Below are 23,792 nucleotides of genomic sequence, written 5' to 3'. Positions count from 1 at the left end.
ATAGCACTGCGATGATATAGCATTTACAAAAGGACGGGAATTTGAGTGAAGCGAAAATGTAGGAATTTTGTTCGCCGCAGGCGAATGCTATATCAGCGGTAAATTGTATGAGTAGTGGCAGATTGCGTGGTACTTTCCTGTCAAACCGCTATGCAGTTTGAGCGGACCACAAGCCTTGATATTTAGCATTTTACCTGCCATTACTTATACAAAATGTTATGGGCTTTACTTATTTTGCAATAAAATCTTCAACCTTAAATGTAAAAATGTACTCATTTATGGTTTCTTCTATTTTTAGAGGCAAAAGAACTCTCACTTCTTTACCTACATATTGTTGAGTCAGGGTATTTAATTCTTCTTTTGTATTAGCTCTATTAGGAAACATTGGTTTTGTTCTCCAGCCACCATATTGACCACTTACATAGTAAATATTGTCAGTCGGAACAATCATGTCGTCAATATTTGCATTCTTAACAACTACGGTCGGTGGTTGAGGATTATTTCGGTCTATATATTTTACACCTGCGTGCATAACTCTGCCACTTGAACCATTAGGGTCAACATAAACTGCTTCATCCCAAATTATTTTAATTGAATGGTCAGTTTTGTTTTTCAAAGTAAACCCAAATTGTGTGGAAAGTGGAAGCCAAACAATTTTAATCATGTCGTCTTCATAACTATACTTTGTTTTACCTTCTTCTTCAAAATTTACGATTTTAGATTCACCGTATCTTTCTTTTGCGTTTTCAGGTCTTTCAACATTTTGAAGTCCAACATTGTAAAAACCTTGATAAGTCATACAACTTGTCATCATAACCGCAAGAATTAATGCGTAAAAAACTTTTCTCATAATAATCTCCTTTTAATTGTTAATAATTCGTTTGTAGTCTGTTTTTAGTATTGCCCATAACGCAGTGCTATGTGTAGTTGTCTGTTTTTTTGTGAAGATAATTAAAATCGTTAGATTTTATGTTTTTGGGAACAAAAAAATAGCAACCAATTGCATATAGCTAATGATGTGTAGCGTAAATCACGCCTTGGCGGCGTTGTTTGATGATAGTGTTTTTTAGCTAATAGAGCTATATGTAATTGGCATAGCACTGCGATGATATAGCATTTACAAAAGGACGGGAATTTGAGTGAAGCGAAAATGTAGGAATTTTGTTCGCCGCAGGCGAATGCTATATCATCGGAATTGTGTATGATTTCGTTGCGTGTTTCAGCAACTAATTTAGCAAATACAAACCGAATAGAAAATCCGCGAGGATTTTCGTAAGTAGGCGAGTACTAGCAATGAATTATACACGGTGTTGGCAACTGGCATTATTTTAATAGTTCTGTTAGTTTTTCGTTTAATTTTTCCCCTCTTAAATCTCTCGCAACTATAATTCCGTTTTTATCAATTAGAAAACTGTCAGGGATTCCCTCAACGCCATAAGTCAAAGATGCTTTATTTCCGTTCCCTTTTAAATCATTTACGTGATACCAATTTAGATTATCCTTTTTAATTGCATTTAACCAATTCTCCTTGTTTTCGTCCAATGAAACAGCAAATATTTCAAATCCTTTTGATTTAAACTTATTGTAAGTTTTTACAAGGTTTGGATTTTCTTTTCTACAAGGTGCGCACCAAGAAGCCCAAAAGTCAAGAAAAATGATTTTACCTTTTAAGTCGGAAAGTTTTTGTAATTCTCCGTTTTGGTCAATCATTTCAAAATCTACGAATCGTTCACCAATTTTTGGTTCTACATTCAGTTTTATGTATGTTTCAATTATCTTTCCGTATTTCGACTTTTTATTTTGTTCTGAAAATAGGTCAAAAAGTTCTTTGGTTTCTTTTTGTCCAAAAGTAGTAGAATATGTTGATAGTATTTCTGCACTAACAATACTATTCGGATGTGTTTTTATAAACTCGATTTCTCTTTTTCTTTGATTTTCTTCGGTTAAATTCTCAAGTTCCTTTCGTAATGATTGAGCTAAATTTTCTATATCAGAGCCTTTAACTTTGGCGTTTTCAAAATTGCTTTTTGAAGCGTCAAAAGTCATTTTGTTATTTTCCAACCATATAAATCTATAATGTTCATCGTCTGTCCATAATGCTACTTGAATTGGCGAATTCGTTAATTTGGTGTTAAAGACAAAATTGTTGTTCTCAACTGTTGTGGAATCAATTAGGTCAATATTTTGACTGTCAGCATTATCCAAATAAATCATTGTCCCGTTTTCAATTCCGTTGGTTTTTCCAGTCAGAGAAAATTCCATATCAGATTGTTGATTACAGGAAATGAATAATAGTATTAAAATTCCAAAGATTGTCTTTCTCATTGATGTTTGTCTTTGCTTGTTGCCAACGGTTGAGTGTATGATTTCGTAAGGGATTGCGGACTACTAACCTGTCAAGTTACCACCCAAAATTGAAGCGGGAGATAACGCTCACAAACCTCTGAAACCCTCATGAATTATACACATTTGTTGGCATTTCGTTATTCTTTTTCCAGAGTTTTCATTAATTCAAAACATAGCTTATCAATATTTCCCATATTTGGATTGAATGCAGATACATTAGATAGAATGATTATTCCATTTTTTGAATTTTCGTCAATTACCATTGATGACGAATATCCACCTGTTCCACCATTATGCCAATACCAAAGATTTTCAGATTTAGACTTTAGTATGTGCCATCCTAAACCAATATCCATTTTTTCATTTATTTCAAAGGTTTTCTGCCTTGTCAATTCTAATGCCTTGTTTGAAGTGTTAAATTGTGCAATAACAAATTTCGATAAATCGTCTGTGGTTGATAATATTCCGCCAGCTCCAGCCAAAACTGATAAATCCCAATTAGGAATTTCTACACCTTCATTATTTAAACCTCTTACTAAATTTCCTTTTATTTTATTTATATCTGCTGTTGAATTTTTCATATCATATTTGGAAAATATTTTATTCTGTAATAGACTTTCGTAAGAAGTATTCTCAATATTGCTTAATGTGTAACCGAGTAATCCTGCTCCCAAATTTGAATATTGATATTTTCCTTTATTTGGTAACTCAAGTTGATTTGTTACATATTCTTCCAATTCTTTTTCCTTGTATTCTTTATATGGGTTTTCAGGATTAACTTTTGACAAATCAAGATTTGTTGGTAAACGAGGAAGTCCTGATGTATGATTAGCTAAATTGATAAATGATATTTTTGTATCGTTATTAAAAGGGGTTTTTAAATAATCATTGATATTCTCATTTAGTTTAATTTTTCCGTCTATCACAAAGTTTGCAAGTAGAGTAGATGTGAAAACCTTTGATATTGAACCTATTTCAAAAACACTCTTTTGGTTATCAATTGTTGAAATCGTATCACTTTCTTTTTTTATGCCATAATAACTAACGTTTTCATTATTGATGATTGCAATTGATAGTTGCGTGTTATTTGGAAATACGTATGTACCTTCAAATATGATTTCAGATTGGCATTTTGTTATTGAACCGTTTTTAATGGACAAATCATTAATTACATTTTCTATATTAACTTCTTCAGCAAGTGGTTGAACTGATAATCCGATTATTTTTGAATTATCGTTTATTGCAATATTGAGTGCGAAAACGGCACGTTCAAAGGTAGTTTTATACGAAGCTAAATTTCCAGGCAGGTATTTTATAAATTCTCGATTGGTAATATTTCCTGCTTGAGATTTAAGACTTTTCAAAAATTCTGTAGTCCTATCTATTGGTAACGCCTCTTTCATTACATCTGCAAACATTGAAAATATTCCATTGTAATTATCATTATTATAATGTTCTACAAATTTTTCGGTTATAATTTTGTTATCTGCTTTTTCCGTTTGTCCGAAGGAAACATTAACTATTAAAGTTAAAACTATTAGGATTATATTTTTCATTTATTATTCCGGTTTACGCTTTTTTTTAATGAATGCCAACGGCTAGGCTATGAAGCGTACTTTTTTGTGTTGCGCCTGCGGCATAAAAGTATGCTTTATGAGCCCTTGTTAGGCAATGTTACTTTTTAGAATCTATATTTTCGTTCCCTTAACACAAATGCATCTTTCCCACCTTCAACGATATCCGCGACATGCTCTCGAATTCCCATTGACTTTAATAAATCTGTTTCTTGCTCATTCTTTTCAAAGCTTTCTTCTAGTGCTCCATTTATATAGTCAAATCTATATTCACTAGAAGATTCTACCGTATTTTGACCTTTCTGATTTGCAATTATTATATTTTCAGAATCCGAATTCACAACAACATTAGCATTATGTGTCACAATTATAATCTGGCGTTCTAGTTTCTTATATTTAAGATAGAAAACTAAATCTGATGTTATTGACCTATTATCTAAATTATCTTCTGGTTGATCTATCAGAATAGGTGACTTAGATTTACTTAAACCAATTATTAGCATTAATATAACAAAACTAGCTTTACCAGTAGACATTTCTCCTAACTTGTCGTTTTTGTATGTTATTTTCCAATAATCAAAGAAATAGTCATCTAGTAAGCTTTTAACTGCGTTTTTCTTAGAAGATTTAGAAATTATAGAGTACTCTCCATTTAATATATTCTCAAATATTGTTTTGATTTCATTAAATAATACTTCAAAATTTGTATTTGAAGTTGATTTGTGATTATCTGATAAAATGCTGTAATTAGTATAGGATGCTCTTCTTCCATCACTTATTCCCAAAATTGTCTTATAAAATTTTCGAAAATTGAACTGAGCAATACCTTCAATTCTTAAACCATCACTTTCAAGTTGTAAAGTTCTTCTTTTTAGCCGTTCAATTACAGATATATATTCATCGTAATTTTTCTGGTATAAGTCAAATATTAATTTTCGACACTCAATTACAGCCTCCTTCTTTGTTCTAATTTTCTTTGACAAAATTTCAATATCGAGTAAGAGCTTTTTATCTTCCGTTATAGATTGATTTAATTTCTCTATTTGATTTTTTAGTTCCTCATTCTGTTGAAATGGCTCAAGTTCCTTATTTAAAGCTTTTTTCTGGACGCTTATAGCATCTGCTACGGTCTTAAGAATATTGTCATTTAAAAAACTATTATTACCTGATTCATCTTGAATCAATTGAATCTCATCAACTAATGAATTCATCAATTGAGGCATAGCATCAACAATGGTTAACTTATTTGAATAATACTCTTTGATAGATTCAGATTTTAAGGCTCCGACTAACTCTTCTTTGCTCGTATAGATAGTATCAACTTGTTTTTTGAGTTCTGATAAAGAATCCTTTAAAGCTGCAAAGTCATTTTTAAAGTCACTAACTTTTGAATTATTTTGTTCAATTCGTTGTCGAATATCCTTGTACAGTTCAAGTTGTTCTTCGGACAGTCCTGATTTTTTATTCAATTCTTCAACCTTTTGAGTATTAGCTGTTATATTTTTTTCTAAAACTTCTTTGTTTGATTTTGTTTTTAATTCTGCTTCAAGTAAATAGACTTCTTCTTTTATTTCGAAGTAACTATCGATCAATTGATCTCTTTCCCTGTCATTTTGTTTTACATTTCTTATAAATTGGTCATATTCTATTTTTGAATCTTCATCTTCATTTATTAAATCCCTAACAAGTTTGTTTAGCGACTGTCCTTTTTTATTTACCTCAGGTTCTGCAAGCTTTACGAGATAATTTTGTGGAATGTATTTTAAATCTGGAATTATTGAATTTTCCTCAGCATCCCGAAACATTTTTTGAGTTATACCTGCTTTTGTTGTTAATGAAAAATTATAGCCTGAATCTATTGCTTTTAAATCATACTTCTCGATTCCATTTTCATTTTTCAATATCGAATTTTCAGGTAATAATGTTTTAGCAATAGAATATAATAAAATTGACTTACCCGATGACTTACCGCCTATAATTACATTAAGATTTTGATTCAAATATATATTTTCATTTGTAAATGTCTTATTATTTGATTCAAAAGAAACTTTTTCAATAACAACTTTCTCTTCTTTAAAGTCAGGAATTTCATCTTGTATTTTAACTCTTTGTTTTGGCTCGAAACAAATTTGTCTAAGACCTTCAAATGTCAATTGAGACTTTATCCATGTAAATTTATTAAACAAAGTTTCTTCAGTATGTGAATCACATCCAACTAAACAAGATTTTAAAGATCCCCTTTGCTCAATAACATTTTTCTCTTCTTCTTTTTGTTCATTTTCATTATATCCATCAGTTCCAATTAATCTCTCGCCCAAGAAGTACTTAATATCTTTCTTATTTGTTGAAAATATTGCATGTGAAATCTTATAAATAGAATTCCTTAGTCCATCCAATCCTCCACCTTCATTGTCAAATAAATCATAGTGTTTCTGAATGGCAGATGCTCCGTCTTTATTTGAATTACTAACAACGAATAGGCAATTGTCTTTAAAATTTTGATTTTTTGAAACAAGATTTTTTAGAGATTTTAAATCAATAACATAATTGTCGATTCCTTTTTTATATTGTTTGTTTTCATCTGTTAAAGAAGAATCAATACTTTTCCCATACTCTACTAAACCGTGTCTATTCATTTTGTAACCATCCTGATTTTCCAAATTACCAAAAAAATCATTTTCAAGATGTTTTACATATTCAGGGTTAAATAAACAATGAATATTAATCAACCTTCCTTTATCCGTAGCAGGCAACATTCGGAGTTCAACATTTGGAAAAATAAATATGCTTTTAATAAAACTTATTTCATGTGGTGTAAAAAGTGGGTTGCCAAGTTCATCAAGTTCATTGTCAATTCCATTTATATACTCAACAGCATCAAGATAACGCTCTACAGAGAAATAGTCAGTTATACCAATTGCAGATACGTTATTTTCAAAAGCCTTTTTAAAGAATATTTTAAAAAACTCATTTAATGTCTGCGATTTGAATTGGTCATTCTTATTTGTTCCTTTTGTGTGAACATGAAAATTCCATTTTCTCCATTGCGAACCTTTATTCATAGCCATTCATTTTAACAATTATTTCTTTTGATGCCGACTCCTTATTTTAATATTGCCTAACGTGTTTGAATATGCTTTGTTGCGTGATTAAGCACCTAATTTAGTAAATAATTACCGAATAGAAAATCCGAGAGGATTTTCGTAAGTAGGCGAGAACCAAGCAATAAAGTATATGCGGTGTTAGCGTTTCGTATTTTTTGTTTCTATTCTGTATATCAACGGTTTTAATAAATTATTTCTTATTTTGTTTTTAAGTAAATCAGATTTCGAAACTACTTTTGCTATTGGTGGTGAAACGGCATAATAAGATTTTATAAATAATTTTCCAATTGTAGATTGATTAAGTATTTCGTCTCTATATTTTCTTAAAATAATTACTTCTGAAGCATTATAATCTCCAAAACAAGCTGTTGCAATAAAACATCCTTCTTTTGAATAATTGATTGAAGTTTTACAGTGTGGACAAATTTTTCCATCTTGTGGAGCTAAATTTTTACAACTTGGGCAAGCAAATAGTTTAACCTTTATATCAGAGAATGTTTTTTCATCTTTCTTATCAAGTCCCTTTCCACATTTTTTGCAATAAATATGATTAAGAAAGTTTTCTGTCATACAACTTGAACATTTTATTCTATTATATTCACTGTTTGATACTAAAGAAACAGGAGTTTTCTTTTTGACGATTAGTTTTTCGGTACTTAGTATTTTTTTTCCTTCTCCTGGCTTAAATTGATTCCCGCACGACAAACAAGTGATTTTGATTTTATTACCACCAATTGTTCCAGCTAATAGACCAATTCCTCCAGTTAGCACTGCTCCAGCTACTGCTTTTTTCCCACTAAAACCTTTCTTGTTTGTAGCTAATTGGGTTGAACTACATTTGGGACATCCTATTGTATGGTTGTATTGTGTCATTTTTGTCTATTTGAGAATTCTTATCGGATATGAACGCTAACGCAGTGCTATGTGTAGTTGTCTGTTTTTTTGTGAAGATAATTAAAATCGTTAGATTTTATCTTGTTTGGAACAAAAAAATAGCAACCAATTGCATATAGCAAATGATGTGTAGCGTGAATTTCGCCGTGGCGGCGTTGTTTGATGATAGTGTTTTTTTTAGCTTATAGAGGTATATGCAATTGGCATAGCACTGCGATGATATAGCATTTACAAAAGGACGGGAATTTGAGTGAAGCGAAAATGTAGGAGTTTTGTTCGCCGCAGGCGAATGCTATATCATCGTTGAGTGTATGGTGTCGTAAGGGATTGCGGGCTTCAAACCAATCAAGTTACCACTAAAAATAAATGCGGGTGATACCGCTCGAAAACCTCTAAAACCCTTATGCACTATACACATTGTTGTGTTTTCGTGCTTTATCATTTCTGTCTCCTCATGCGTTGGGAAAACATGCTCTTTAAGCAAATTTGGTTGTGCGGTTGATATGTGGGTTTGCTTAATGTGCATGGCTTAGAAGGGGGCATCTTTTGAATTAGTAATAAAATCAGATAAATAGTCTTTATTCATTGTATCAGTCATAAAGCTTTTTGCTCCATTAAGGTATACACTTATTTGGTTGTCACTCTTTAAATCAAGTCTTTTCTGAATTAGTTCTATTTCAGTTTTTTCAGGACTATTTGAATATCCAACCGCTAAAAGTCGTAAGTCATCTTTCGAATTTAATGCTTGAGTCAGTATTTTATTTGCATAATCATCCGAAAAACTATAACCAATTGTTACAATCAATTTAGAGTCTTCAAGTGTCGATTTTCTTAGCTCTGAAGTATAGAAAAAGTAAGGGTCAATTGAGTCTAACTTATTCTGAATTCCAAATATCAATTCTGGATTATCTTCGGGTTCATCACTTTGAAAGAGTTTATTAGGTTCATCTGGTTTTGTATACCAGTCAATTGAACCATGTAATTTATATAAGAAAAAATGTTTTTCCAGACTATCCTCAAAATTGCTATAGTGCCATTCTCTTGAAGTTCTATTAAACCCTGTTTCAACTTGAAGTTCCTTACCAACCACTCTTTCAAAGCATAAATCATAATTGAATGTAAATACTTTTACTGCATTACCAATTTCTCTTGATAGTGTGATAAAACCGTTGTAATAACTGGCGTCATTTTCATAGTTTTTAACACGAACCCAACTATTCAATTTCTTCCGAATCAATTTCTTGAAATCCGTAATTTTTTTGAAATCACTTCCTGCTAAGTCTATTAATCTTATGTTCCAAGAGCCAATGAATGGGTAAACAATATTTCTATCGCGTTTTTCTATTTCAGAGATTACAACTAATAATTTCTCAACATTAAATGGCTCACCAAATTTGCCAAATATACCTTCAGAGTAATGTATTGAACTTTTAAGGTAATAATAAAGCTCCTTATAAGGTCGCCAATCAGAATCTTCTATTATTAGTTTTTCAATTTCACCAACCATTTGATTAGATATTGGAATCTTTGCTTCAAAGCTGGCTCCAGCACCTAATAAAAACATTATTTGTTCGCCTTTTATTTCCATATCTATAAAAACCAAGGTTTATCATTAGTAACAGACATTTGCTCAACATCTACAATATCACCAAACTCAGAAATGTATTCTGTAATTATTTTTGAATAATATATTGAGATAGGAACAGATTTAGCATTAAATCCTCTCCAATTTGCGCCTGAAAGATTAATTATGTCTTGCAAATAAGATTTATAATCTTCTACTCTTGCCCCAATATTGAGAAATTCTAAATGTACAGGATTTGATAAACGCTTGTCAACAATCTCTTTACCGTAATTTAATCCCTCAAACCAAACTAAAAACTGGTTACTCGCTAGTTGAATATAACTACTTTCATACGGGACTAAAGTATTGTGATTACTAAAACCAAAAAACCTATTGTCAACATTAATCTTAACAACTGTAAAATCAAGATTAGACACTTCATTAATGGCTTGCTCTAATGCTTTTATTTCTGACCGTTTTATTTTAAATGGTAGGTGTAAAACGCAACTTTTATAATTTGAGAAATCATCATTTGATAATAACTGAACTAAGCCATTTTGTAGACTCTGTAGGTAATTTGTTTCATCTTCGTCTTCAGCAAGTACTTCAAGTTTCTTATAAAGACCCGATGAATCAAGACAAATTGAGTAAGCAAAGAATCTCTGTATTTTACCTGTTTCTTTATCTTTCTTATGAGAAGAACCAATCCCAAGAATTAGACAGTCAGTATTCGAAGGTTTAACAATCCAAGGTTTTCCCCCAAGCTTAGAGAAAACTTGTAATCCTATGTTGGAGGTTGACCATTTTAGAGTATTTCTAGCACTTAATTTCTGATAGTTTAAGACTTGTAAAGGAATATCCTTCTTTAAGAATTGATACTTTAGAAAGTAATACGGCTCTGAATTTCCTTCTTCCTCTGAATAATCCTCAATAAATACGGCAATTGTTTTTTTATCTTTTGAAAACTCAACAACCTTATCAACTGCTTTCAAAAGTTCTGGATTTGAATAATCTGATATTGAAACCCTTTTCACTTTTGTTTTATCGAGCTTTATCTTAAACATAGCCTCCATTCCTGGAAATGTGCCAGGGTTTGCTTTACCAATCAAGCTAAGAAAAATATCATTTGCGAATGTTTTGAACCTATCTTCAAATATAAAAACAAACTGTACGTCGTCCGATACTATGTTTAAAGGACCATAATTTTTTATTCCTAAAAATTGCGAACTTGAAGTCCTATTCTTAGAAAATATATATTGTTTCTTGTCTAAATGATTGCAAGAAACAGACATTAATTCATCGCTAAGGTTAATTACCGAATCTGATATATTAAAGGATTTAATGGATTGAAAATTACTTTTTAGAAAACCTTGAAATAGTCTATGCTTATCCAAATAGTAGTTTTTATTACTTCTATATTTTTCATCCAAGCTTAAACTGAGACGTTGTACCTCCTTATTAAATGATGTATTTTCAGCTTTGCGAAATTTGAAATCAATTAAGAAACCATGCTTATCTTCTTGCCGAAGATAGTATGGAGATAAAATCACTAATTGTTTCCCTTCATTAAATTCATTTACAGTAAACTGAATTTCGTTTATTTTATGTCGTTGATAAAAAGAGTATTCAATAGTTAAGTTTGAATTTGTTACAGATTTCTTTAACGATTCAAATAAGTACCATTTTGTTAAATCAATATTATGGTTCGGGTGGCAAGAAAAACTCTCAAATCCGTCTTCTTTATCAGTAGACACATAATAGTTCTTTCTTTCTGTTGCCTCAGAATCAGGAAACAATCTATACCATTTTAATCCAGAGTTCTTCTCTATTGCTCCTTCAATCTCTTTCCTATAGATATTGAATTCAAACTCTTGGTCAGTAATTGGTAAAAAATTTAATCTAATGTTACTCATATCATATCTATTTCCACTGTGGGCTTGTTAAATTTGGCTCTTTTGCAAGCTGAAGCGTCAGCTTTGTGTGTTTGGGCTTGCAAATGTGCCAAATGTGCGTTGGCTTTAGTTGCACTGTCTCTCTTTGCATGAAACACAACGGTCTCGGCTATGAGTAGTTGCGTGGGTTAGTACTTAACTTTGCAATTATACACCAAGCTGAAAATCCGCGAGGATTTTCAGAAGTAGGCGAGAACAAGCAATTACTTATAGCCATTGTTGGGCACAGTATTTTATTTCTTTTTTCCAGAGTTAAATTCGACCAATTTTATCCAATCGATTTCTCCGTTTGATTTACAAAAGTCTTTAATGAAATCTCTCGTAAATTTATTAATCATATTCGAGTATGATTCCATAAATTCATCATTTCTTTCTTTAGATTTGTGTCCAAGCGGTTCAATTATTTCAGTATATAAATCAGAGTTTCCAGAAACAAATTCCCAAAATTCCTGTCCGCAATATTTGAAATAATCTCCTTTGTCTGGTCGATTGTCAATTCCATAACAACAACCATTTATCGAAACAACCATTAGATTGGAATTACTGGTTCTTAATGTTCGTTGAGCTGTTTTAAAATCGGATTTCATTTTAGAAATTTGACTACTGTTTCCCCAATTTGGGCCAGATTTTATATTAACAATGTAACGAGCGTTGTCTTTATCAAATTCTAAATCGATATTTGGAATTCCAGATTTCCAACCACCATATACTTTTTGATTAATAAAAATAGCAAGACCTTCTAACCAATCACCAAATATTGTTTCTTCACCAGACGAAATATATGCATCTGCAATTCCTTGTACGATTTCGTTAGCTGTTAATAAGTGTTTTGCTTTAAATAAATAAGGGTTTTTCTTTTTTAGAACGGTTTTTAATTTGAGTTTATTTAATCGTTCAATTCTTTTTTGGTGAAATGTTCCTATGTTTTCTTCAACGTACTGCGTGACGTCCGTTAAGTTCAGTTGATTCATATTCGTCTTCTGGTTCTAATAATATTAATTTGGTTGGTTCTATTTGTTCTTTAACCATATTGTAATACTCTGGCAAGATTTCAATTCCAATCGAATTTCTGTTCATTCTCTGTGCTACAAAATTTGTTGTTCCTGAACCCATAAATGGGTCTAACACAACATCTTCTTGTTCGGTAAATAGTTTGATGAACCATTCAGGTAAAGACTCTGGAAAAGCTGCACTATGGTTTTTATTATTACATTCAGTTGCTAAATGTAATACGTTAGTTGGATATGCCATTTTTCTATCAACCCAATTAGATATATTTTTTCCAAAACCACTACCAACTTTAGATTCATCTCTTTTTTTGTCGGTTTCACTCAAGTTTTTAAGTCTTGTTTTTGCCCAATCTCCCATAGGTACCATAACTTCTTCTTGGTACATATTAAATTTTTTATCTTTATTGAACTGCAAAAGTCTTTCCCAAGAATCTCTGAATCTATTCGGCCATTTTCCTGGAAAAGCATTTTTTTTATGCCAAATAAATTCCTCTGTCCATAACCAACCTTGTTTTTTCATTGCCAAAATCAATTCCATTACATAAGTGCTTCTTTCTCCTTTGACAACTTTTTCCTTTATGTTTAGGACAAATGTTCCTGTTGGTTTCAAAACTCTGAATAGTTCTTCTGAAATCGGTAGAAACCAATCAACATATTTATCTGGATGAATTCCACCATAAGTAGATTTTCTTTGGTCAGCATAAGGTGGTGAAGTAAATATTAAGTCAACCGAATTGTCAGGTAATTTTTTTAAGATTTTTTTACTATCTCCAAGTTTTATGTCAGTCCTAATTTCCATTTATAAAATCTTCTTTTTGTTTAAAAACAAATATCGTAAATTTAATCGACAATTTCCGGTTCAGCCAATATTGTGCCCAACGGTCTTGTGTATGAGTAGTAGCGGTTTTTAAAGCACTACTTTTCAGATAGCAATATACTTTATTTAAACGACAAAACGGTTCGAGTTTGCACTCAAACCGCTATTGCTTATACACGTTGTTGGCATTTCGTATTTTATCTTTTCCGCTTAAAATGATTCTGTATTATTTGGTTTAGATAGGTTTTTGTTTCAATCAGTTCGTATTTCTGCTCGTTTGGCAATTCAGTAAACAAGGAAGAACCACCACCTAATAAAATCGGAATAGTCGTAAGAACCATTTCATCAATCAAATCTTCCTTTAAGAAATTCCTAATTGTTGTTCCTCCATCAATATATAATCTATCATATCCTCTTCCGTGAATTTGTTCTAAAATTTCTATTAGAGTTCCTTTGACTAAAAACGCCTTGTCTTTATGCGATTTAGGTATTTCTTTCAGTTTATTGCTCAACACAAAAACAGGTTTGGTGTAAGGCCAAGGAACATCAAAACTGATTACGGTTTCAAAAGTCGTTCGTCCCATAACGAGTGCATCAATTCCGTTAGAGAATTTCAAATATCCCATATCATTATTGTCAGGATTTGGAATAGAATGTAACCAATCAATCCCACCATTTTTGTCTGCGATATAGCCATCCAAACTTGTTGCTATAAACACTTTATTTTTTCTATCCATATCTGTACTTTGTTTAAACTTGAGTGCAAAATTAAATAATTTCAACTCCTCGAAATTGTACAGAATTTACCCTTTCACAAATTGTTTTGGTGTTAATCCACTATATTTTTTAAATGTTCTTATAAAATGCGATTGGTCATAAAAGCCACAGTCAAGACCTAAACTTGTGAGATTTTTATATTTATTGGCATTAATTTTAATTATTGCGTGATTGACTTGTTTTAACCTTAAATATTCGTTTGGTGTTATGTGAAAAGTATTCTTGAATTTTTGAATGAAACTCTTTTGAGAAATAGAAATTAAATTATTAAAATCCTTGATTCTCTTTGGTTCAGATATATTTTTATTTAGATAAGTCTCAAATTTTATCAAATCATTTTCCAAGCGTGAATTTTGAAATAATTTAAACAGTTCTTTCTCAATTTTCTTTAAATCTGGTTTTGCTTTTATAAGAAACTGTTTAAACAAGATTTCAGATAAATCTCCAATTCTTGAGCTGTTAATTTGCCTTGCTATTAATCCATAACAAAACGGTTTTAAGATGAGTCCAACGTTCAGATATTTGCCCGAAATTTCCGTATGGAATGGTTTTGTTTTTAGTCCCGATAATATTTGTTGATTGTTCTGAAAATTGAATTCCTCAACATTCTGCCCATTTATAGAAAACGAGTCGCCATAATTGAAAATCAATTCCGTGAACAAAGGTGCGTGATGAATTGCCTGAATTTCATAATTATCTGATTCGCCTGCCCAAATTACATCTATGAATTGATTAAGCGGATAATTTGGACGATATGTTTTAGTGTTTTTCAATCAATTTTCGGATGTTGCTTTAATATGAATGCCAACGTCCCCGTATATGCGCCGTGCCGACCGTATGGGAGGGATGGACGTATATACATTGTTGTGTGTAGTTTTTAATTTTTATCCCCAATTCATCAGTTTAGGTAGTACGGTCACTATGCCAATAATTAATATCAAAGTAAGTGAAATCTTTTTAAACTTATCTTGTGGTATATAGGTCAAGATACGCTTACCAATCATTGTCCCGACAAATCCAATTACTATTAGAAATGGTAGGTAAATAATATCGTGCTTGTGGATGTATCCATTTTGGAAATAAACGAAAGTTCTTGTAAAATCGATAAGGAAATCAATAAAGGCTGATGTTGCAATGAAAACACTTTTTTCTAAATTAAAAGCTGCCATTGTTAGCCCTCTTATTGCCCCGCCAGTACCTAAAAGTCCTGCTGAAAAACCGGACAAAATTCCGCCTGTGATGGCATTTTTGTTGTTTGGTTTTATGATTAGATTCTTTTTTATTAAAAATAGCAGGCTAAATCCTACCAAGAAGACTCCAAGAATAATTTCTAAATACTGACTATTAACATATTTTGTTAAAAACCCACCAATAATGACAAATATGACCGACGGTATTCCAATATTAAACAAAAGTCGTTTATCTATTCCCTTTTTAAACAAAACGATTTTACTAACATTACTTGACAAATGATAGATGGCTGTCAAACCTAAAACAGATTGGAAGTCGAAGTAAAAATTGGCAATTGGAACAAAAAAAACGGAGGAACCAAATCCCCCTATAGTACCAAGAATCTCTGCAAGCATTGCCAACAGTAAAAAGATATAACTTATGTCTCTAAAATTCATGTCAGATAGTATTTATACGCTTACCCCAAATAGGTAACCAACTAATGCCGTAAGTCCCATTGCAATTGTTCCCCAAAATGTAATTCTAATAATTGCCCTACCTATACTTGAGCCGCCTGTTTTTGCAGCTAATGCTCCTAAAATAATTAGAAAAATAATTGCGAATACATATAGGTAGTATTCCATGTTTTTTAGTGGTAAAAAGAGGGCTACCAAAAGAGGAAGTATTCCTCCAACAGTAAAGGCTGCACCTGAAGCAAAAGCGGCTTGAATGGGTTTAGCTTGACTTATTTCATTTAGTCCCAATTCATCTCTTATGTGTGCGCCTAATGCATCTTTTTCTGTAAGTTCTTTGGCTACGATTAATGCTGTTTCTTTCTTCAATCCTCTTTTTTCATAAATTTCGGCTAATCGTTTTAATTCTACTTCGGGCATTTCTTTTAATTCTTGTTTTTCCCGCTCAATATCCGCACTTTCAATATCTGTTTGAGAACTTACCGAAACATATTCCCCTGCTGCCATTGATAATGCCCCCGCAACCAACCCCGCCAAGGTTGCCAAAATAATTGGTTCTCGTACATCGCTGGCAGCAGCTACACCAATTGCAAGACTTGCGGTTGATAAAATTCCGTCATTTGCTCCAAGAACAGCTGCTCTTAACCAATTACTTCGATGAATATAATGATTGTCTAAATAATCGTCTATTTCTTCTTTTTTATCTGTCATTATGGATGTTTTTGTTTTTTTTCTAATTACACACAACACACAAATATACGCAATTCCTCTAAAATATATGCATAATTGTTGAAATTTTGTATTTTTATTGATTATCAGGCGTCTATGAGAATATTTCATATGCGCATTTTGTGTAACGGTTGTTGCGTATTTAATGTATCTTTAGCATCTGATATATATAATGCGTAATGATGGATTTGGAAAAGTACAGGTTTGAGCAGGGAACTTATAAAGGTAAAAATGTAATTTGGATTGGTTTTCCATATTTTGTAAAATTGAAGGGAATATTTGTTGTTAGCATAAGCTTTTACCGTTTTGAATTTTTGATTTGAGTTCAAGTCCAAATGAATGTATAAGCAAAGAGATCCAGCCTATCGTCAGGATGATAAGAAATAAAAGAAGTCTTCATTCTAAGCAACGCAAAGAATCTCTCGCTACTACTATCACATATAAATTGAGATTCGGAAAGACATGAGATGAAAGAGTGCTTACTCTTGTTGAAAAAACTTACTCTCTCCAGACTTTGCCATCATCAGTACTGTTTTTTGCTAATTCGGTAATTGATTGATGCAAAACAGGGTGAATGAAGTTTGGAGCTATTTCTTGGAGCGGTTGTATAACAAAATTACGCAGATGCAATCTTGGATGTGGTAGTATCAACTGCTCTGTAGCTAAAGTTATTTCATCATAAAACAGAATATCAATATCTATAGGGCGAGCCTCATACTGGTCAGTCGTTTTAGATGTTCTGCCTAAGTCTTTTTCAATGAGCTGTGTTGCTTTTAAGAGTTCAGTTGGGGATAATTCTGTGCGAAGTTCAATCGCTAGGTTTATATAATTTTCATCCTCATATCCCCAAGACTCAGAAAAAAAATAGGAAGATTGTGTAACAATATCACCACATGTGCTACTAATAGAGCATACCGCATTTTTAAGGTATAGTTTTCTATCACCCTGATTAGAACCTAAAAGAAGAAATGCCGTATGAGAAAATTGATACATATTTATGAATTAACTAAATTTACAACAAAAATACTAAAACAATGAAATTTTTAAGAAATTTAATAGCAGCTATCTTGGGAAGCATGATAGGAATCTTCCTCCTGTTCTTTCTGATGATAATGTTTTTTGCAGTTATCGGTTCTATGTCTGACAATGAAGTCAAAGTAAAGAAGAACAGTGTACTCACACTTGATTTCACAAAGGAAATAAAAGATCGTGTTGAAAATAATCCCTTTTCCGGAATGGATTTTGGTCCTTTTGCCTCAGAATCGGCAATAAGTTTAAATTCTATCCTATTAAGTATCGAGAAAGCAAAAGATGATGACCGCATAGAAGGAATTGTGCTAAAAGCACCTCAAGTGATTGGTAATTATGGAGGTACGGGCTTTTTAAAAGAGATACGTAACAAGCTGGAGGAATTTAAAGAAGCGGGTAAGTTCGTTTATGCTTACAACAAGCAAGGTTATTCGCAGAATGGTTATTGGCTATCTTCAGTAGCTGATAGCGTGTTTATGCATCCACAAGGGGGAATTATGATTAATGGATTTGGAGGGTCGATGCCTTTCTTCCCAATAATGTTTGAAAAAATTGGTGTTGAACCGGAGATTATTCGGCATGGAAAATTCAAAGCAGCTGTTGAGCCTTTTATGTTAACAGAGATGAGTCCAGAAAATAGGGAACAAACCATGAAATATGTGAATTCACTATGGAATGACTTTCTTACAGATGTTTCAGCTTCACGGAGCATTTCAACTGAACAGCTTAATCAATGGGCTGATGATTTGACAATTCGCAATCCTGAAACAGCATTGAAATACCATTTAGTTGATGCACTTTATCATCCTGACGAATTTACAGCATTCCTTAAAAACAAATTAGGTATAAAGTCTTCTAAAGATGATAAGAAAAAAGATAAAAAAATAGAATATATCAGTCTGTCTGATTATAAGAAGGTAAATGTAAAATCAGAAGATAAAATTGGTAAAGATGATGATATCGCTGTCATTTATGCAGAAGGAGAAATCGCAGATTTAGGAAATGGAATTACACCAGAGTTAGCTGAAGTTATCGCTGATGTTCGTAAAGATGATGACATAAAAGCTGTAGTGTTACGTGTAAATTCGCCAGGTGGAAGTGCTTTAGTTTCTGAGTATATTCTCCGTGAAATGAAATTGTTGAAGGAGGAAAAACCTGTGGTTGTTTCATTTGGAAATGTTGCAGCTTCCGGAGGTTATTATATCGCATGTGCTGCTGATACTATTGTTGCCGAGCCTACTACAATTACAGGGTCTATCGGTGTCTTTGGACTGTTTTTTACAGGAAAAGAGTTAGTTGAAGATAAAATTGGAATAAGGTTAGATAGTTATGGAACGAACGAACATTCAAACTTTGGCGGGGGAGCATCATTGCCAATTGCTTCACGTAGGTTGACAGATTTTGAACGTAATATTATTCAAGAAAGCGTTGAAGATGTTTATGATGTTTTCATTAGTCATGTGGCAGAGGGCAGAAATATGACCAAAGAACAAGTTGATGAAATCGGGCAAGGTCGCGTTTGGATAGGTAGAGATGCTAAAGAAATTGGTTTAGTTGATAAATTTGGCGGTTTGGTTGATGCTATTGATGTAGCTAAAAGAATGGCAAACATTGAAGGGAAAGCACGCATCCATATGTATCCTAAAAAGAAAGATCCATTTCAAGAATTTATTGAAACTCTTAGCAATCAAAGTAGAATTGCGTTATTGAAAAATGAATTAGGTTCAAATTATACTTATTATAAACAAGTGCAAGACGTCATGTCTTTTGAGGGTATTCAAGCTAGATTGCCTTACGAACTGTCAGCACATTAATATTCAGTTGATTTATGAAATCTAAGTCCATAGATACTTTGAGGTCTGTTTTATTTCCGTTCTCATGGCTCTATGGACTTATTTTTTTTATTAGAAATCGATTTTATGATTTAGGAATTTTTAAATCAAAATCTTTTTCTACTCCAGTTGTTTGTGTTGGAAATATAACCGTAGGCGGTACTGGTAAAACACCGCACGTAGAATATCTTATACACAAGTATAAACAAGATTATAAAATTGCTGTATTAAGTCGTGGGTATGGACGAAAAACAAAAGGATTTCGGTATGTGAATCTCGATGATAATGCTAAGCAAGTAGGCGATGAACCACTACAAATGAAATTAAAGTTTCCTGAGATTACTTTCGCCGTTGACGAGAAAAGAGTCCATGGTATTGAAGTATTACAAAAAGCAGGATATAATTTAATCTTATTAGATGATGCCTTCCAGCATAGAGCAGTAAAACCGAGCAAATCTATTGTTTTGATTGATTACAATCGGATGCCTTACGATGACTGTTTTTTGCCAACAGGTAATTTGAGAGAGGGTAGAAGAGCATTAAAACGAGCTGATATTGTATTGGTTACAAAATGTCCCAAAATACCTTCAGATAAAGAAAAAACTCAAATTGTCCATAAAAACAGAGTTGTTTCACCTCTTTTCTTTACTCATTTCGAATATGGTAGTTTGCATTCATATAAAGGTGTGCCTCTTGATAAATCTTTAAAAAACTTGGCATTGCTATTAGTTACAGGCATTGCTAATCCGATGCCTCTGCTAGACTATTTGCATGACAGAGAAACTACTGTTCACCATTTACCTTATCCTGACCATTATGATTTTCTTAAAAAAGATTTATTAAAAATTCAAGAAGAATTTGAGAAGGTAAAAACAACTCAAAAAATCATTTTAACCACAGAAAAAGACAAGGTTAAGTTGTTGCCATTAATCTCTGGTACTAAATTAGCATCATATTTTTATTATATACCTATAAAAGTTGCCTTTGAGACTGAAGGAGCTGAAAAACAATTTCATCATATCTTATCTCTCTAAAAATCTTAAAAACTTAGTACTTTTAACTCTGTACGTCGGTTTTTTGCACGACCTTCAGCAGTGGCATTTGTAGCAACAGGTTGGTGCTCGCCATAACCTTTTGCTGCGAGTCTTTCGGGTGAAATTCCTTCAGCAACAAGCCAATCATAAACAGCTTTGGCGCGTGCTTCTGAAAGTTGCTGGTTGTGTGTGTTACTTCCTTGACTATCAGTGTGTCCACTAAGTTCTATTTTTAATGAAGGATTGGCGTTGAGCAGTTGCTTTACATGTTCTAATTCTAATTTCGAAGTTGACTTGAGCGTTGCTTTATCTGTATCAAAAAAGATATGATTTAAAACTATTCTTACTTCTTTCTCTATGGGCTTGAGTTCTATATCTTTATACTCATAAGGCAGTTCTTGATTCTGTAAATCAATGTTTTCATTATGAAATAAATATCCTTCGCTCTGTGCAGAAAGTCGCCAAGTTTCTCCCTGTGTGAGGCAGAGCAAATATTCACCAGTTTTAAAATCTGTAAGCGCATAATACGTTAGACTGCTATCTGTTGCTGATTGTAAAGTAATTGAGGATAGTAGAGGGCTTTTGTCTTTGGCATTAATAACTCTTCCTTGTAGAATTTGAACTTTTTCAGGTCGGTAGGCTGCAGGTAATGGAAAGGTGTAGATGTCTTTATTGTTTCCCTCTCTGTTTGATGCAAAATAAGCGGTAGTCCCAACGGTATTGACCACGAGTCCTATTTCATCAGCTGAAGTGTTGATGGGTGCACCAATATTCTCAGGAGTGGTAAAGGTATTATTTTGTTTTCGAGAAATATAAATGTCAAATTGTGGCTGTTTCGTGTAGCCATTGGACGAAAAATAGAGGGTCTTATTGTCACTATGAATAAAAGGAGAAACTTCACTTTTAGCAGTGTTAATATTTAAATTTTCAGGCTCTGACCAGTGCATATGACCTTGGTTGTCGATTTGGAGTAATTTGCTATGCCAAATATCCATGCCCCCTTTTCCGCCTTTTCTATTACTCACAAAATAAAGTTCAGTGCCATCAGCAGATAATGATGGTTGTGTTTCCCAAGCTTTAGTATTAATAGCTTTCCCTAGATTTCGTGGTGGTAGCCAATTATCACCAATCTTGATACTGTAAAATAAATCACAACTGCCGTAACTGTCTCGATTATTGCATGAGGTGAAAACCATGAAACGACCATCGGCACTTAAGGTTTGTGCACCCTCATTTTCTTCAGTATTTAAAGCACTTAGAGGTTGTGCTTTAGACCAATTACCCAAGCTATCACGCGTACTGTAATAAAAATCCTCATTTTCAAGACCCTTGTGATTTACCAAACGATTAAATATGAGTGTGTTTCCGTCAGCAGAAATCGTTGGCCAATATTCTTCAGCTTGCGTATTGATGCTATCGCTCATACGTTGTACAATGATATCCTGTCCCAATACTACAGAACTGTAGATGATGAAAAATACACATGAGAGGATTCTTAGCATAGTGCAACTTGATTTTTGGGGAATAGGCAAATCTTTTTGTTGTCTAAGAGCCAAAACAATGCCAAGTGAAAAGTGTCTGTATCATCAAATTGCATTTCTAAGTCTTTTATTGCAATGGGGTCACTTTTTAGAGCTGATGTTATTGCTTCAGCAATAGCTTGTACATTGCTATTGGGTGGAAAATTCTTTTTCTTAGCAACGCATACATCACAATGACCGCAAGGCTTGCTGCTATAATCATCAAAGTAGGCTAAAAGCATTTGAGAGCGACAACGATGCTTATGCTCTGCATATTTTACAACCGAGAGGATTTTGTCTTGATAAAGTTGTTTCGGAATTTTATATACATGTTTATCCAGACTAATATAGTTTTCAGGAATTCGTCCATCAGGATAAAAAATATAAGGTGATTTTATCCTTGGAACATAATAAATCACTTTTTCTTTAGCTAATAGAATGAGTGTTGTTTTAACTTGTTCAACGGTAAGCTTCGTTTTTTTAGCAATATTATATTCATTGATTCGAACGTAATCAGTAAAAACACCTGAGTACATTCTTAAGAGCAGTTTTATGAAATTATCAAGCGTTTTATTAGCTACCTGAAATGAGTATAAATCATCTCGTTGCATACGAAACAAAATACGTGAAGGGTTGTCAAGTTCTTCGATAAAATCAATAGCTCCAGCATTTTTAAGCAAAGCCAGACTGTTGTAGGTGTCTGACAAACTCAATTTAAATTTTGTGACGAACTTTCCTATATCTAAAGCAAAAGACTGGTTAGCACCTTCTCCTTCCATTAATCCTAAAAAGTTACTTACTGCTGTATAAGTCTTACGTACCGTTTTCTTTTTTGGGAATTTTTGGCTAATCCGTTTTTGAAGCTTAGCTCTGTCGCTAGGGTGATAGAGTAAAACGGCAAATGCAGGATGTTCGTCTCGTCCGGCTCTTCCTGCTTCTTGAAAATAAGCTTCTAAGGAATCAGGTAAATCGATATGCACTACAACTCGTACATCAGGTTTGTCGATACCCATTCCGAAGGCATTTGTAGCTACAATAACCCGTACTTTGTTTTCTGTCCAACTTTGTTGTCGTACAGTTTTTACTTCTTCAGGCAGACCAGCGTGAAAAAAAGTACTGCTAATACCATTATCTTGTAAATACGTTGCTATTTCTTTAGTTTTTTTACGGCTGCGTACATAGACAATGGCAGAACCGTTGCTTCTAGTAAGTATCTTTAGAAGGTATTGAAATTTATCCTCGACTGTTCTAACAATATAAGAGAGATTTTTACGCTCAAAGCTTTTCTTAAAAACATTTGATTCTTTAAATGCTAGTTTCTCTTGAATATCTTTAACAACCCGCTGTGTAGCTGTGGCGGTAACAGCCAGAACAGGAACATCAGGAAATAGTTCGCGTATGTTTGCAATTTTCAGATAGGAAGGACGGAAATCATATCCCCACTGTGAGATACAATGTGCCTCATCAACGGCAATCATAGATATTGGCATATTTGCCAAATATTGTCGAAAATAATGACCTTCGATTCGTTCTGGAGATACATACAACAGTTTCATATCAGTATATATACACCTGTTTATAATTTGCTGTATCTCTGCTCTAGTAAGCCCGGTATAAATAGCTTCTGCTTTTATTTCTTTTCTTTTCAAACCCTGAACTTGGTCTTTCATCAATGCTACCAATGGGGTTATAACCAAACAAAGTCCCTCTTGCATCAGGGCTGGAACTTGAAAAGTGATAGACTTTCCACCACCTGTGGGCATAAGTGCTAGGGTATCTTTGCCAGAGAGAATTGACTGAATAATAGGTTCTTGAAGCTCTCTAAAAGCATCATATCCCCAGTATTTATTCAGTATATCAATCGGCTTCACAGATGTAACTTTAAAGTTAAAAAGGTTATTTGACATTAAAAATAGAGAAAAAAAGCTTATTTTTGAAAATTAAAACCGAATAATCAAGATAAAAAA

Annotated in this window: 19 protein-coding genes; 2 read left to right on the top strand and 17 right to left on the bottom strand. The window is 32.8% G+C overall.

The annotated features are described in order from the left end of the window. Positions 1-229: 229 nt before the first annotated feature. The 15 genes from C7377_RS08740 to folK all read right to left on the bottom strand — a co-directional run bounded on the left by C7377_RS08740 (position 230) and on the right by folK (position 17,403). Entirely contained in the window at positions 230-850 is a 621-nt protein-coding gene (locus C7377_RS08740; protein WP_133241482.1) for a hypothetical protein, read from the bottom strand. Between the two features lie 473 nt (positions 851-1,323). Continuing rightward, a complete protein-coding gene (locus C7377_RS08735) occupies positions 1,324-2,325 on the bottom strand; it encodes an AhpC/TSA family protein (protein ID WP_116496965.1) in 1,002 nt (333 codons plus the stop codon). Between the two features lie 158 nt (positions 2,326-2,483). Beyond that, positions 2,484-3,902 carry a serine hydrolase gene (locus tag C7377_RS08730; protein WP_116496964.1) on the bottom strand — a complete coding sequence of 473 codons (1,419 nt, stop codon included), beginning with the start codon at positions 3,900-3,902 and terminating at the stop codon, positions 2,484-2,486. 125 nt (positions 3,903-4,027) lie between these two features. Further along, complete coding sequence (locus tag C7377_RS08725) at positions 4,028-6,988, bottom strand: TrlF family AAA-like ATPase (RefSeq protein ID WP_207778465.1); 2,961 nt, start codon at positions 6,986-6,988, stop codon at positions 4,028-4,030. 174 nt (positions 6,989-7,162) lie between these two features. Further along, entirely contained in the window at positions 7,163-7,897 is a 735-nt protein-coding gene (locus C7377_RS08720; protein ID WP_116496963.1) for a CFI-box-CTERM domain-containing protein, read from the bottom strand. A gap of 313 nt (positions 7,898-8,210) precedes the next feature. Next, entirely contained in the window at positions 8,211-8,444 is a 234-nt protein-coding gene (locus C7377_RS08715) for a hypothetical protein (RefSeq protein ID WP_116496962.1), read from the bottom strand. Between the two features lie 3 nt (positions 8,445-8,447). Then, a complete protein-coding gene (locus C7377_RS08710; RefSeq protein WP_116496961.1) occupies positions 8,448-9,506 on the bottom strand; it encodes an SIR2 family protein in 1,059 nt (352 codons plus the stop codon). A 2-nt stretch (positions 9,507-9,508) separates the two neighbouring features. Then, entirely contained in the window at positions 9,509-11,395 is a 1,887-nt protein-coding gene (locus tag C7377_RS08705) for a Piwi domain-containing protein (protein WP_116496960.1), read from the bottom strand. A gap of 272 nt (positions 11,396-11,667) precedes the next feature. Beyond that, entirely contained in the window at positions 11,668-12,405 is a 738-nt protein-coding gene (locus C7377_RS08700; protein WP_116496959.1) for a PmeII family type II restriction endonuclease, read from the bottom strand. Continuing rightward, positions 12,365-13,243 carry a DNA-methyltransferase gene (locus tag C7377_RS08695; RefSeq protein ID WP_116496958.1) on the bottom strand — a complete coding sequence of 293 codons (879 nt, stop codon included), beginning with the start codon at positions 13,241-13,243 and terminating at the stop codon, positions 12,365-12,367. Before C7377_RS08695 ends, C7377_RS08700 begins: the two co-directional genes overlap by 41 nt. A gap of 215 nt (positions 13,244-13,458) precedes the next feature. Continuing rightward, on the bottom strand, positions 13,459-13,998 hold the full coding sequence (locus C7377_RS08690) for a dihydrofolate reductase family protein (protein ID WP_116496957.1): 540 nt from the start codon (positions 13,996-13,998) through the stop codon (positions 13,459-13,461). 66 nt (positions 13,999-14,064) lie between these two features. Next, the gene (locus C7377_RS08685) at positions 14,065-14,811 is read right to left on the bottom strand and encodes a helix-turn-helix domain-containing protein (protein WP_116496956.1); all 747 of its coding nucleotides are present in this window, start codon (positions 14,809-14,811) and stop codon (positions 14,065-14,067) included. A gap of 111 nt (positions 14,812-14,922) precedes the next feature. After that, positions 14,923-15,666 carry a sulfite exporter TauE/SafE family protein gene (locus C7377_RS08680; RefSeq protein WP_207778464.1) on the bottom strand — a complete coding sequence of 248 codons (744 nt, stop codon included), beginning with the start codon at positions 15,664-15,666 and terminating at the stop codon, positions 14,923-14,925. A gap of 12 nt (positions 15,667-15,678) precedes the next feature. Next, a complete protein-coding gene (locus tag C7377_RS08675; RefSeq protein WP_093978379.1) occupies positions 15,679-16,392 on the bottom strand; it encodes a VIT1/CCC1 transporter family protein in 714 nt (237 codons plus the stop codon). Positions 16,393-16,908: 516 nt separating this feature from the next. Then, on the bottom strand, positions 16,909-17,403 hold the full coding sequence (folK, locus tag C7377_RS08670; protein ID WP_116496955.1) for a 2-amino-4-hydroxy-6-hydroxymethyldihydropteridine diphosphokinase: 495 nt from the start codon (positions 17,401-17,403) through the stop codon (positions 16,909-16,911). 41 nt (positions 17,404-17,444) lie between these two features. On the opposite strand from folK, the gene sppA reads away from it, so the two are divergent. Beyond that, entirely contained in the window at positions 17,445-19,253 is a 1,809-nt protein-coding gene (gene sppA / locus C7377_RS08665) for a signal peptide peptidase SppA (RefSeq protein ID WP_116496954.1), read from the top strand. A 14-nt stretch (positions 19,254-19,267) separates the two neighbouring features. Next, complete coding sequence (lpxK, locus tag C7377_RS08660) at positions 19,268-20,305, top strand: tetraacyldisaccharide 4'-kinase (RefSeq protein WP_116496953.1); 1,038 nt, start codon at positions 19,268-19,270, stop codon at positions 20,303-20,305. Positions 20,306-20,310: 5 nt separating this feature from the next. Here lpxK and C7377_RS08655 read toward each other — a convergent pair whose 3' ends face one another. Continuing rightward, positions 20,311-21,807, bottom strand: coding sequence for an OmpA family protein (locus C7377_RS08655; RefSeq protein WP_116496952.1), 1,497 nt, complete (start codon positions 21,805-21,807; stop codon positions 20,311-20,313). Beyond that, a complete protein-coding gene (locus C7377_RS08650; RefSeq protein WP_207778463.1) occupies positions 21,801-23,696 on the bottom strand; it encodes a RecQ family ATP-dependent DNA helicase in 1,896 nt (631 codons plus the stop codon). The genes C7377_RS08655 and C7377_RS08650 overlap by 7 nt, the downstream gene beginning before the upstream one ends. Positions 23,697-23,792: the final 96 nt, after the last annotated feature.

The organism is Balneicella halophila (genome assembly GCF_003096835.1).
Classification (GTDB): domain Bacteria; phylum Bacteroidota; class Bacteroidia; order Bacteroidales; family Balneicellaceae; genus Balneicella; species Balneicella halophila.
The sequence above is the reverse complement of the archived record's forward strand: the minus strand, read 5'-3'. Positions and strand labels throughout refer to the sequence as shown.

Bases quoted from the DNA above. Each gene is read 5' to 3' on its own strand.
- C7377_RS08740 (WP_133241482.1), bottom strand. From the start codon at position 850: ATGAGAAAAGTTTTTTACGCATTAATTCTTGCGGTTATGATGACAAGT.
- C7377_RS08735 (WP_116496965.1), bottom strand. From the start codon at position 2,325: ATGAGAAAGACAATCTTTGGAATTTTAATACTATTATTCATTTCCTGT.
- C7377_RS08730 (WP_116496964.1), bottom strand. From the start codon at position 3,902: ATGAAAAATATAATCCTAATAGTTTTAACTTTAATAGTTAATGTTTCC.
- C7377_RS08725 (WP_207778465.1), bottom strand. From the start codon at position 6,988: ATGGCTATGAATAAAGGTTCGCAATGGAGAAAATGGAATTTTCATGTT.
- C7377_RS08720 (WP_116496963.1), bottom strand. From the start codon at position 7,897: ATGACACAATACAACCATACAATAGGATGTCCCAAATGTAGTTCAACC.
- C7377_RS08715 (WP_116496962.1), bottom strand. From the start codon at position 8,444: ATGCACATTAAGCAAACCCACATATCAACCGCACAACCAAATTTGCTT.
- C7377_RS08710 (WP_116496961.1), bottom strand. From the start codon at position 9,506: ATGGAAATAAAAGGCGAACAAATAATGTTTTTATTAGGTGCTGGAGCC.
- C7377_RS08705 (WP_116496960.1), bottom strand. From the start codon at position 11,395: ATGAGTAACATTAGATTAAATTTTTTACCAATTACTGACCAAGAGTTT.
- C7377_RS08700 (WP_116496959.1), bottom strand. From the start codon at position 12,405: ATGAATCAACTGAACTTAACGGACGTCACGCAGTACGTTGAAGAAAAC.
- C7377_RS08695 (WP_116496958.1), bottom strand. From the start codon at position 13,243: ATGGAAATTAGGACTGACATAAAACTTGGAGATAGTAAAAAAATCTTA.
- C7377_RS08690 (WP_116496957.1), bottom strand. From the start codon at position 13,998: ATGGATAGAAAAAATAAAGTGTTTATAGCAACAAGTTTGGATGGCTAT.
- C7377_RS08680 (WP_207778464.1), bottom strand. From the start codon at position 15,666: ATGAATTTTAGAGACATAAGTTATATCTTTTTACTGTTGGCAATGCTT.
- C7377_RS08675 (WP_093978379.1), bottom strand. From the start codon at position 16,392: ATGACAGATAAAAAAGAAGAAATAGACGATTATTTAGACAATCATTAT.
- folK (WP_116496955.1), bottom strand. From the start codon at position 17,403: ATGTATCAATTTTCTCATACGGCATTTCTTCTTTTAGGTTCTAATCAG.
- sppA (WP_116496954.1), top strand. From the start codon at position 17,445: ATGAAATTTTTAAGAAATTTAATAGCAGCTATCTTGGGAAGCATGATA.
- lpxK (WP_116496953.1), top strand. From the start codon at position 19,268: ATGAAATCTAAGTCCATAGATACTTTGAGGTCTGTTTTATTTCCGTTC.
- C7377_RS08655 (WP_116496952.1), bottom strand. From the start codon at position 21,807: ATGCTAAGAATCCTCTCATGTGTATTTTTCATCATCTACAGTTCTGTA.